Origin of the sequence: Kluyvera sp. (assembly GCF_047971185.1) — a bacterium.
Taxonomy (GTDB): domain Bacteria; phylum Pseudomonadota; class Gammaproteobacteria; order Enterobacterales; family Enterobacteriaceae; genus Kluyvera.
In genome coordinates, this window is sequence record NZ_JBKDZH010000065.1 from 50,402 (window position 1) to 61,730 (window position 11,329).

General features: G+C 45.6%; 11 protein-coding genes. 6 read left to right on the plus strand and 5 right to left on the minus strand.

What is annotated here, in order from left to right:
- The first annotated feature begins 217 nt into the window (after positions 1-217).
- Positions 218-1,135 (plus strand): zinc-binding dehydrogenase, encoded by a 918-nt coding sequence (locus tag ACK5JN_RS17890; protein WP_416871386.1) that lies wholly within the window; start codon positions 218-220, stop codon positions 1,133-1,135.
- Positions 1,136-1,314: 179 nt separating this feature from the next.
- A complete protein-coding gene (locus tag ACK5JN_RS17895; protein WP_416871387.1) occupies positions 1,315-2,196 on the plus strand; it encodes a LysR family transcriptional regulator in 882 nt (293 codons plus the stop codon).
- Between the two features lie 412 nt (positions 2,197-2,608).
- Here the strand turns inward: ACK5JN_RS17895 and ACK5JN_RS17900 are convergent, their stop codons facing one another.
- From ACK5JN_RS17900 to ACK5JN_RS17910, 3 genes are all read right to left on the minus strand, one after another.
- The gene (locus tag ACK5JN_RS17900) at positions 2,609-3,622 is read right to left on the minus strand and encodes an MFS transporter (RefSeq protein ID WP_416871388.1); all 1,014 of its coding nucleotides are present in this window, start codon (positions 3,620-3,622) and stop codon (positions 2,609-2,611) included.
- Positions 3,623-3,864: 242 nt separating this feature from the next.
- Complete coding sequence (locus ACK5JN_RS17905) at positions 3,865-4,758, minus strand: dihydrodipicolinate synthase family protein (RefSeq protein ID WP_416871389.1); 894 nt, start codon at positions 4,756-4,758, stop codon at positions 3,865-3,867.
- 21 nt (positions 4,759-4,779) lie between these two features.
- The gene (locus ACK5JN_RS17910) at positions 4,780-5,475 is read right to left on the minus strand and encodes a B3/4 domain-containing protein (RefSeq protein ID WP_416871390.1); all 696 of its coding nucleotides are present in this window, start codon (positions 5,473-5,475) and stop codon (positions 4,780-4,782) included.
- Between the two features lie 43 nt (positions 5,476-5,518).
- Between ACK5JN_RS17910 and ACK5JN_RS17915 the strand changes: the two genes are divergently transcribed.
- The 3 genes from ACK5JN_RS17915 to ACK5JN_RS17925 are packed head-to-tail and all read left to right on the plus strand — an operon-like array spanning position 5,519 to position 7,170.
- Positions 5,519-6,121 (plus strand): helix-turn-helix domain-containing protein, encoded by a 603-nt coding sequence (locus ACK5JN_RS17915; protein WP_416871391.1) that lies wholly within the window; start codon positions 5,519-5,521, stop codon positions 6,119-6,121.
- 49 nt (positions 6,122-6,170) lie between these two features.
- On the plus strand, positions 6,171-6,674 hold the full coding sequence (locus tag ACK5JN_RS17920; protein WP_416871392.1) for a DinB family protein: 504 nt from the start codon (positions 6,171-6,173) through the stop codon (positions 6,672-6,674).
- Between the two features lie 37 nt (positions 6,675-6,711).
- Complete coding sequence (locus ACK5JN_RS17925; RefSeq protein ID WP_416871393.1) at positions 6,712-7,170, plus strand: GNAT family N-acetyltransferase; 459 nt, start codon at positions 6,712-6,714, stop codon at positions 7,168-7,170.
- Between the two features lie 649 nt (positions 7,171-7,819).
- Here the strand turns inward: ACK5JN_RS17925 and ACK5JN_RS17930 are convergent.
- Together ACK5JN_RS17930 and ACK5JN_RS17935 are read right to left on the minus strand one after the other, a co-directional pair.
- Positions 7,820-8,791: a macro domain-containing protein gene (locus tag ACK5JN_RS17930; RefSeq protein WP_416871394.1), complete on the minus strand. Its 972-nt coding sequence runs from the start codon at positions 8,789-8,791 to the stop codon at positions 7,820-7,822.
- Between the two features lie 4 nt (positions 8,792-8,795).
- A complete protein-coding gene (locus ACK5JN_RS17935) occupies positions 8,796-9,377 on the minus strand; it encodes a DarT ssDNA thymidine ADP-ribosyltransferase family protein (protein ID WP_416871395.1) in 582 nt (193 codons plus the stop codon).
- Between the two features lie 730 nt (positions 9,378-10,107).
- Between ACK5JN_RS17935 and ACK5JN_RS17940 the strand changes: the two genes are divergently transcribed.
- Entirely contained in the window at positions 10,108-11,148 is a 1,041-nt protein-coding gene (locus ACK5JN_RS17940; protein WP_416871396.1) for a DUF4365 domain-containing protein, read from the plus strand.
- Positions 11,149-11,329 lie beyond the last annotated feature (181 nt).

Below are 11,329 nucleotides of genomic sequence, written 5' to 3' on the forward strand. Positions count from 1 at the left end.
GATTTTGTAAACATAATATGAATCATAATTGTTATGACTTTTTTCATCAATATAACCTGATGGTTTGCATAGTTGTCGTGTTATTTTCGGATGTTGCGATGTTTTATTTTGGTTGTCAAATCGTTCTTAGCTTATCATAAAAAGAGATAATAATATTTTTTTAGATGTTATTTAATGGGTTTCTGTGAATGCTTAAATATCTCAAAGGAGAATGACAATGAGTGAAAACGTGCAAGCAATTGTGAAATCGGATAGCGGTGGTTTTGAATTCACCAGCTTACAGAGGCCGGTAAGAAGGACGGAAAGTGATATTTTAATCAAAGTTACCAATATATCACTCAATCGGGGTGAGTTAGACTTTCCGTGGGAATCGGATAAGCCTGCCGGTTGGGATGCATTTGGTATTGTGACCGAGACGAGCGCCGACGGTCAAGGACCGAAAATTGGGCAGCGGGTATTAACATTGAGTTTTTCAGGTGCCTGGAGCCAATATCGCGTTGTCGACCGTGCCAATGTCGCTATCGTGCCAGAGAGTGTACCTGCAGCGGTTGCAGCTGCGTTGCCGGTGGCAGGATTAACGGCGCTACGTTCTCTGCGGGCCCTTCAATTGCAGCCGGGTCAGTCTCTGGCCGTTACCGGCGCAACGGGCGGTGTCGGGCATTTATTGATTCAGCTAGCAAAGCACGCAGGCATAAAAGTCACTGCGGTGGCCAACAGCCAGCGTGGATTGGACTGGCTGCAAAACAGCGACGTTAAACCCGACGCGATAGTATCAGCAAAAGAATATCCCTTTGAAGAAGCTTTCGATGCTCTGGTCGATACCGTCGGTGGTGATTTACTGGGCCATTTATTAGAAAATGTTGTTCCCGATGGCAAGGTTCTCATTCTTGGCGTTGCCTCGGGGCAGGTGGCGAGCATAGACACCACAATTTTGGTATCACGAGGAATCGATCTGATTTCTTATAAGGATTATTCCCCGGCCGGAGAAGATTTAAGCACCTTGCTCAATCTCATTTCCGAGAAGATCATCAAAGTTTACGCGGATAATATTGGTAATTGGGATAAAGTCATTAAACAGGATTTCCTGCAGCTTCTCGCTCCAGGTAAAGTCACGCTCAACGTACCTCAGGACTAAGCTCAACTCGTACATAGTCCTCTATGATGTCGCCACGCAAGCATATTGCAATAATTGTGGCGACATAGCGTTATCTTTTAACTAATCACACATTGATATTTAACTTCTGTCAGTTTTTTTTGTATCTTTATACCTCCACGAGGCATAGATGTTCGTGTAAGAGATGCAAGAGAAAACTTATGGATTTAAACGCGCTTAAAATCTTTATCAAGGTAGGGGAAACGCAGAGTTTTACCAAAGCTGCGCAGGCATTGGGCCTCACCCAATCAGGGGTCTCACGTGCAATAACCAGACTTGAGCTCGACCTTCGTGTTACCTTGCTTAACCGCAATACCCACTCTGTAAGTCTGACTACCGATGGCTTTTTTTTATATGAATCCTCAAGAAGCCTGATGCATGAAATGGATGAGGTTGGGCATTCGATTACCGGCAGAACTGTATTCCCTGAAGGTGAACTAAAAATAACGACACCTTCTGCTTATGGTCGATTGGTAATTATTCCTACGCTCAAAGAGATCCTGGACAGATATCCGGCATTAACAATTGATGCGGTTATGACTGACCGATTGGTTGATTTGGTGGAAGAAGGCTTTGACGCGGCGATTAGAATTGGAAGCGTACAGGACTCACGGCTTATCGCCAGAACTATTAAGCATTTACGTTTTGTCACCGTTGCGTCACCGGAATATTTAAACAGCCACGGAATTCCTAAAGAGCCAGCGGAACTGGTACAGCATAACTGTCTGGCTGTTAAAGCACAGAAAACTGGGCGTAGCACAAAGTGGTTTTATTCTATAGCGGGAGAACAGCAGGCTTTTGATATTAAGGGTAATCTGGTCGTCGATACTGCGGATGTACTGTTAGAGGCGGCACTCAGCGGAATGGGAGTTGTTCAAATAATGGACTTTGCGGTCGGTAAATATCTGGAAAACGGTAAATTGGTCGAGCTACTACAAGAATACTCCGAGGCTTCGATTCCGCTTTCATTAATTTATGCAAAATCGCGCCATCGTTCGCCTAAAATCAGTACATTGCTGGCGGCGTTAGGAATAAATACTTGACCCTCAACACAGATGCAATTGCGCTTGATTTGCAAGGGTCAAATTCAAAAATTCTGCTCCATTATGTAACTAAACACTAAGCTCTTTATAAGGTTGATAGTAATTTAAATCTATATACGAAGTGTTTGTTCTCAAACTGAGCCCATTAAATTATGAATCGATATATGAGTTTGGAGTACCAGTATTTTACTGGCCAGTGTTTCCGGATGTTTCAGATAGCGTATGACTGTCCGCTAATATCAACTTGCCTGAGAGGAAATATAAATAATATAAACAACCTTGGTGGCGCATTTTCTCTAATATGTAAAAAACCTCCCATATTCATCATGCTGATATCCTTTCTGGTGTGAGAGCTTTAAAAAAATATGTTGGGTGTGGCGGAAATTACATTTGTGAATTATCGGCTTATGTCTTAGTGCTGAAACGTACGACCCGCAAGTGACGCAATAAGTGTTGTCACCAGCACACTCAGGCTTAAAATGAGAGGTGAATAGGTTCCCAGAGTCATCAATTGTCCTGCAACTGCGGTACCAAATGAGCCTGCTGTGATCTTCATGGCCCCAACCCAGACATAAACCTGACCTCGACAGAAAGGCGGGGAATATTCACTACGCGCGGCAAGTGTGGCGGCAAAAAAAGTGGAATTGAGCATCCCCGTGATTAAGAAGTATATAAATAGCGGTAAAAAGCTGCTTACCATAAAGATGGAGAGCAAGCCTGCGACAATCATCCATCCAGTATTCAACATCAGCCTGTCAGGCTCACCTCTGAGAGGTATAAGCATCAGGCATAATGAGCCAGCCAGATTTCCCGCACCATAGGCAACGGTTAGAAAAGCGGCTGTAGTGACTGATATGCCAAGTACATCGGCCATGTTGACAGCAATAACAGGCAGGACTGCAACAGCAAAAGCAACGGCCATTGTGAGATACAGTGTCTGGCGCAGGCACATATCTCTAATCATCAAGCCCATGGTCGCAATAGCGCCCGAAACATGTTTACGCTCACCATCGTGGGTTTCTGACGAAACCGGTAGCCTCATGATAAAGAAAGCCGACATTACGGTACCCATTGCCAAGAGGTAAAAGGCAACTGAAGGTGAAAACCATGCTGAAATGGCAGCAACCGCAGAGGGACCTAGGGTGCCACCGAATCCATAAGTTGCAACATCAAGACCCTGGGCCCTGCGCTGGCTTCTCCGATCAGGCCCTGCAATGGCTGGCAAAAAAGTGCTGATCCCACCGGTCAGAAGTGGACCACAGAGACCTGCGGCTATCAGAAGTAATGCCGTCAGGAATATGGGGACATGACCGAAGGTCGCCGTCAGGAGTCCGGTGAGTCCTGCATAACTCAAACAGTCAGCAACAATCACCTTACGCCCATCTCTGGCCGTGTCGATACTGCGGGCAACAAATGGGCCCAGCATATGTGGCAGAGTAATACAGGCTGCCAGCCATCCTGTACTGCAGAATACTGTTCAGACGACTGACACAGTAAAATCACCGCCAGCACACCACCACCATCTGCAATTCGCGCCAGCATTGCGGCAAAGGCATAGCGGACAAGCCCGGTGTGTCTATAAAGATGGGGATATCGAAGGGTTGTCATGGATTTGCCTACCTGGCCTGATTTAAGCAGGATCGGCAGACAGCCGATCCTGTTGAAGAGTTATTTCAGATCCAGCATTGTTATCACCCGGGCAATTTCCGCTATATCGCCTGCCGACAACGGAAGAAGAGGGCGGGGTAAACAGTCCGTATCGGTAAGCCCTAGTACTCCAGCGGCAGCGGCGATCACCCGAATGCTTCCGCCGTGTTTGCGGAAAAGCGCCCACAAAGGCTCCAGGCGAGTCGTCAGAACCGTAACGCGGGCATGATCGTTTGCCGCTGCGGCCTCAGTTATCTGTTTGGCTGTTTCCGGGAACAAACCGCCACACACCGAGTACCAGACTTCGCAACCGGCCTTTAATCCCAACCCGGCAAAAGCATCACCACTAACCCCGATCGTCACGCCCGGGCGAAGATATTTGCGTAATGTATCCACCCGTTCGCGGGCAGCAGTCGGGCTATCAGGCACGCCAGGAATTTTTACCGAACGCACACCTTCCAGGGATGATAAAAGACCATGCAGCTCATCGGTAAAAGTAAAATGTGTGGTACCCGGATTGTCATAGACACAAACCGGTACCGACACCTGCCGGGTAACCGTCGCAAAAAGATCAAAAACCTCTTCATTGCGTAGGGACTGGTAGCTGACCGCCGGCAGCAACAGGGCATCAGCACCAGCCGACTGGGCATCCTCAGCCAGATGCAGAATTGCATCTGTGCTGAGAGCACCAACGCACACCATTACTGGAATATCCCCGGCGAGCTGTTTTGCCTGCGTCGCGATGCGTTTGCGCTGCTCCCGGGTCAGATATGCATAGCTGCCGGTGGAGCCAAGAATACCCATGGAATCAACGCGAGCCGCCTTAAGGCGAGCCAGAATCTTCCTGAATCCCCGTTCATCCACACCGCTGGTGGTGACCGGGGTTAACGGAAAAGCAGACAAGCCGGTGAACATAATTATCTCTCCTGAATGATATTACGTGCATTGCGCTTCGATGAGCGTAACGTCAAACTGCACACCCGGCATCATTTGTTCAAGGCCGTCGGTCAACATCTTCCCGGCCTCATAAAGTTTCTCCAGCGGCATCTGCGGCAAGCTCTCCAGAATGAACCACATTTGCTGCGCGTCCACATTTAGGCGAGTTCTGATCCCCTGCCGCCAATTCCAGCGGCGACAGGTTATTCCTGCATCATCACACCAGATAATTTCACCTTGCGGCGGGAATTCAACTGCGGGTTCGCCGTCTTTTACAGTATCAAAAGGTTCTGTACCTTTTGCCACGATCAGACGCGGTGACCCCTGATAGGCAGCGATATTTTCGCCGCCAACAGGAACGGCATACCGAAGACTAACGGCATTATAGATATCCACAATCGGATCGAGAGCTGGCATATCGCCGTCGCGAAGCACGCGTTTACGCAGAGCGTCAGCGGAACACGGTGTGCGTTTGGGTTTGGCACCAAATGCCTGGAAAACCTCAGCCCATGCTGCAAGGTGAGATTCTGCCCATTCTGGCGCTCCCGCCAGAATAGCTTTACAGGCATCTTTCAATGCCATTTCACCGATCTGAGGATTTAGTACCGGCGCGGCCTGAACTGAGATACTAAGCGCCCGAAAACCAGGCGCGACAGCATATACCTCAGGGGCGATTGACGGAGAGACAATGAACACGTGATAATCCTGTAATGACCAATTTATCTCATGATACCGACCAATGACCAAAAAAGTCAATTTAGTGACCGATGCTGGTGCTGATGTTAGTACAGTTAACGAAGCCGTGTCACATCGAATAAAGCAGTACCGCAAGCAAAAAAAATTGTCGCTCGACGAGTTATCCAGGCGAGCGAATGTCAGTAAAGGCATGCTGGTCGAGATTGAGGGATGTAAGGCCAACCCCAGCATTGCGTTGTTGTGCCGTCTTGCTGCTGCAATGGGCGTCTCGGTGGCAGATTTTGTCGATGTCAGCACCCGGCCTGATGTCCACATTATTTCGGATGCTGAGATCCCTGAACTCTGGAAGGGAGAAATGGGGGGAAGTGCCAGGCTGCTTGCTGGTTCAGGAGGACCTGACATGACGGAACTCTGGATGTGGGAGATGCAGCCAGGGGAAAAGTTTTCTTCGCCAGGACACCCTTCGGGAGCGCTTGAGCTGCTTTATGTCCAGGCCGGAACGCTGACATTGGGTGTGAAGGATGTCCTTTTTCAGGTGATTACCGGCTACTCTGCGACGGCGAGAACCGATGCCCCCCACTTCTATGAAAACCAGGGCGAAAGCATTCTGAAATTCATCATGACCGTTAACGAAAAAGCATCCTGATTTTAGTACAAGATGATATTAGCAGCCCTTGCACAATGAGAACATAATCATGCGTAAGCCATCCGGTCTTTTAGTCACCCTGATGGAGCTCAAAAAATTTCAGGAAATGGCCTTTCATGATCTGTTACTTTCTGCTGAATGCGATGCAGTGCCTGAGATTGTTCGCACCGGATCATACTGGCTTAATCATATTCATATTGTAGATAAAATTTTCCGCGCACATCTGAGCGGAGAAGTCCATGGTTTTACGTCGACGGTGAGTGATGACACTCCTGAACTCCAGTTTTTAAGACAAGACGCCGCTAACAGCAACGACTGGCTGATTGCCTATGCCGTATCATTGGATGCAGACACGGCCACTGAGGGTGTTCGATTCGCATTTACCGATGGGACGCCTGGTGATATGACGCGTGAAGAGATCCTGCTGCATTTGCTCACCCATGCCAGTTACCATCTGAGTACCTGCAGTCCGGCCCTGGAAAAAAATGGACTTACCATGCCTCCAGTGTTGCTGACTACCATGCTCAGCTCAACCTGTGCGGATGCTCTTTAAGAAAACGCCTGACAGTTACCTATAAGGATTTTGTTTAGTGAACAATCAGCATCTTACTTTTAGAAAAGACAGCTACATAGTGACAACAGATCCTGTGTTTTTCCAGACTGATGCCATACGTGATTTTCTTTCACAGTCATCCTGGGCTCCCGGAATTGATAAAGAAACTGTGCTTTTATCAATAGAGAACAGTTTGTGTTTTGGCCTGTTTGATGGTTCAGAGCAAATAGGATTTGCCCGGCTGGTGACTGACTATGCCACTTTTGGTTATCTTTGTGATGTGTATGTTCTTAAAGAGTATCAGAAGACCGGGCTCGGTCGCTGGCTAATCGAGTGCTGCCACGCGCATCCCGTCATGTCACGTCTTCGACGTATCATGCTGGTGACTGACAGTGTGCCATGGTTATACGAAAAACTCGGGTATACCCCACTTAATCGACCTTATTTTGTCTGGCAAATCAATCGCCCGGATATCTACCAGCAACCGAAGCCATGATTAAAAGGCGGAAATGGAATTCCGTGGCTTTCGCAGGAAGCAAGTATTTGCTAGCAGCTTCAATATACCCTCTTCCCAGTTGCGCCCCCTCTGACCTGCTCCCCCTAATCAACACTAAGTCCTATTAACTACTTCCGTTTTTGGCACTGAGCGGACTTTGGTCCGCGAAATGTCCGCTGTGAGCGGGAGCGGAAGTTGACTTAATAAGATTACCAGGGGGGCTTCAAATGTAACTGGCGCGATTTTCTGAGATACTTATAGCTTGAGCCGCTTTGCCTCGGATACTTCCATGCCGTCAAACTTCTTGCGCCAGTGTATAAAGTAGCGTCCGAAATAGTGTGTTTTGGGCAGAGTTGCTGGGCATAAACACCGGCTTCGGTTTCTCAAAGGATGCTGGTGATCTTTTCGTCGGAAAAAAGCTTCTTCATGGGAATGTGCTTATGTTATTGAAGAAGACATTGTTAACATCACGGTGTATTAATAAACGGGGAGCAGGTCAATCCCAGTTATTCAGCATGATACCACTTATGCAAACAAGTCATGGCGGCGCAATTGATAGGGAAATTGTAGTAAGAGTGCCTGCGTTGTCAGTGAATGCGAAAGAGGAAGTCCTGCGCAATTTTAGCAAAAAAACATATAAAAAGCGCTACTAACTTCCCTTTATTTTTAGTTCGTTAAAAATATCTTCGGTTACTAATCCATTTTTAATTAATTGTTGCACGATATTTTTATTTTCTTTGAAATCATCAATGTGCAAGCCATGATTATTTTCATTGGCAATTCTCGTGATCACATGTACGCTATCTGTATAATCAATCTTATTTTTAAGCTCATTGAGCAAACTGATACTTGGCTTTAAAGTTGAAATTAGCTTACCAAACTCGATTTGTAACTCTTTGGATTGATGAGTATTAATATAATCTTCAATAAAAGAGTCAAAATCGTCCTGCAACTCGACTTTAAGGTTTGCTATATCCTTCATAACATTTTCTAACTCAGAAGAATATGGCCGTCCATGTTTAAAATCGAATAAGAAAAGATTTGCTTTCTCAATACATTCGCAAATATAAAAAGCTGTATAAAGGGAGAATTTTTGCTTAACTTTTAATTTCCCATAGGCATAGTGAACCAAAAGATGTTTAACGTTAATAATGTTTTTATTTTTTGATAGTTGATTATTAGTTGCAGGCGGGTAAATTACCACCTCAACATTATCTAAACTTTGAAAAGCTCTCAAAATAAGAGCTTCAACTTTATTCCAAGCGAGGCCCCCGTTACCACACCCTAAAGGTGGTATTGATATTGATGTGATTTTTCTTTCGACTATGGACTTTGTTAAAGATTCAAGGCCTTGCGAGATAAAATCATATGTTGATTTTTTTCTCCAACTATCCTTAGTGGGAAAGTTTACGATTATCTTTCCCTTTTCTTCAACAAGTAAAACCTGTCCAATTTTCATTGTACCAGTGCCACAAGCTCTTTTGTAAACTTCGAAATTATTGGGAAAGTTTTCTTTGAAAGCCAAAGCAATACCCTTTCCCATGACTCCTTGGCAGTTTACAGCATTCACAAGAGCCTGCGATGTAGAAGTTAGAAGATTTCCGCTTGCATACTTAATCATAGAATTAGAACATATAAGAGTTGACTGTTACAAATATACTTAACCCTTGTTTTTTTATCAAGTCTTCGACATGTTTTTTTTCGTCTTCATTTTTTACATAGATGCAGCAAAAATTTTCCGGCTCGACCGTTACACTTGATAAACACTCAGCCATACATACAGATTTGCATTCTGCATTTTTATAATCCCTTGTATTCATAAGCTCCCAGTTAATTTGAGTCATCCCTTGTTCATAATCTAAGAGGCTGACAGCAGAACTGGCGGATAATGGATGTTTAGGTATAATTTTCCAACCATTTTTACTGGCAAATATTCGTCTAACCGAAATAATGCAAAATGATTTTTCTGTATGGTTTTTCAAAACTCTTCCATCGAATGGATTTTTAGTAAAAAAATGAAAGGGAACCATTGTTTGCAAATTTAAAGCTTCGCGACCTGTTATTATTTCTCCGTCGGCCACATCAACAAACTCGCCTTTTACTGATGCACGGGATCTTAATCCTGTGTCTAAAATATTAGGGAGATTATCCATACATGTTAAATGATAGAGAAGAGCCTGATCTTCGATTTTTTTCCTTTCGCTCATTTCAACTTATCCTTTTAAATTCGTATATCCACTTATAAAACCAAACCTCACTGGCAGTCAAGTCATTTAAGACTATTCCGATTGAATGCTTCCTATCGATCTAATTTTTATCTTTTTTTTTGTGTGATTTGGCATTATTGATATACAAGGTAAAACAACTGTTCAGTGGTCTACAAATGCTGAGTGATTCCGATAGCCGGTTTGAGGGGGCAATGACCAAGGTGCATGCGCAGAACAAAATGAAAAAGGCAGGTATGCCTGAAAGAGTATGTATTGCCTGAAAACGCAACCAGCGACAGAGATGTTCGCTCAGAATCTGATTTCATCCACTAAGCCTAAGTCCATTGGAAACGGGTATGTGGAGAGCAAGGTTTAGATAAGCTCAGTTCATAAGGTCACACTTGCAGAGATTTTTGGGGTGATACGCGTTCTTAGCTGCGTTCTTTGAAAAACGCAGGGACATTCTGGCCTTCCCCATGAGTACTAGTTTTCATTGCATCTATGGGTATGAGCAACGTCCACTCCTGCCACTAATCGGACGAGTTTACTTAGCTGAAGGTCTGCTGTGAGCGAACAGCGGACATTGCTAACAGTATTCTGTGTGAGTCAACGGGGAGTAAGTCACATCCTGTAAGCCTCACCATACGCCTACAATTCGAAAGTGGATGTCAGCGTATTGAAGCATCATGTGATAGATTGCTTTTTTGATCGCGTAAATAGGGAACAATAAGTGACCTCTGAATCAAATCGAATTTCCGCTGCAAGCACCGCCTATGTCGATGCAGTTTGTCGTGCTTGGGGGTGGTCATGGCAAGAGGTAGGACAGGCCGATGATGACGGTTTTGATGGGCTAGTGTACTTGCGAAGCAAAAGGGTCAATGAAGAGCGTCCAAATGATCGCCGATCATGGAAACATGAATTTACTGGGGGCCTAATCCAAGTCCAGGTTAAGAGTGGGGCAAGCTACGTGGAACACACGTATGAAGACTTTCTCGAACTTAGAATTCCAAATCTTGAGGTAAAGCGGGATCTTTGGAACAAATCACCGCTGCCTGTTGCGCTGGTTTATGTTAAGGAAGCATTACCGGGAAAACTTGTAAGCCAAGCTTGGTGGGCCGATCTAAAGCGAGCTGACTCCTATACTAAACGGGGCACTGTGATCGTCCAGCTAAAAAACAGATTCCAATCGGGCCAAGAGTGCATTCGACCATTTTCACGACTTGCTACCGGTCAGCATCGAGCGCAGGGGCTCGTGGAAATTGATATGACGCAGCAGAGTAGTTTACCTGCACGTATTAATTCGATTTCTAAATCAACCAAGTTTGCAGCTTGGGATTTTTATAAATTGTGGAAGGACGCAGGTGCCACGCATCCCACACTTGGTAATGTCATAGTGAATAGAACGGGCTGGTCTCACATTACGCGTGTAAAACGACCACTTGCACGAATCAGTGCAAGTTTTGAGTTGTTACCTACCGCCGCACGTATTATTGAGACAGTCGATACATGGCATAAGCTTCGAAGAGGTCTAAAGACTCGAAAGTTTCCAGATGGTTCATGGGCGGAATACGACTACCTGGGGGTCTCTGCGTTAGTAAAGTGGCCTGCGCGGGAAGCATCTGAGGTAGTCGTGATACTTAAGCGTGAGACTACCCTAAGTGAAGATTTTATAGCTAAAGGTTCTAGCGCAAAGAGCGGTATTAAGGTTATAGAAATAAAAACTTGGTTCTATTCCGTGTACGAGCCCGGTAGGCGTAAAGGAAAAATTTGATCGGTGCGTCACTCTCAGACTGATCCAGACGTACCAGGAAACCCAATACCGGCAGGCTAGGTAAGAGTTAGCCGCTCTCTCTTGCGTGCGCACCGACCAGCGAGCAAGGTACCATAATCACTAGTTAGAGGTCTATACCCAGTAGAACAGGCAGCGCTATAAGCTCACGGCACACATAGCA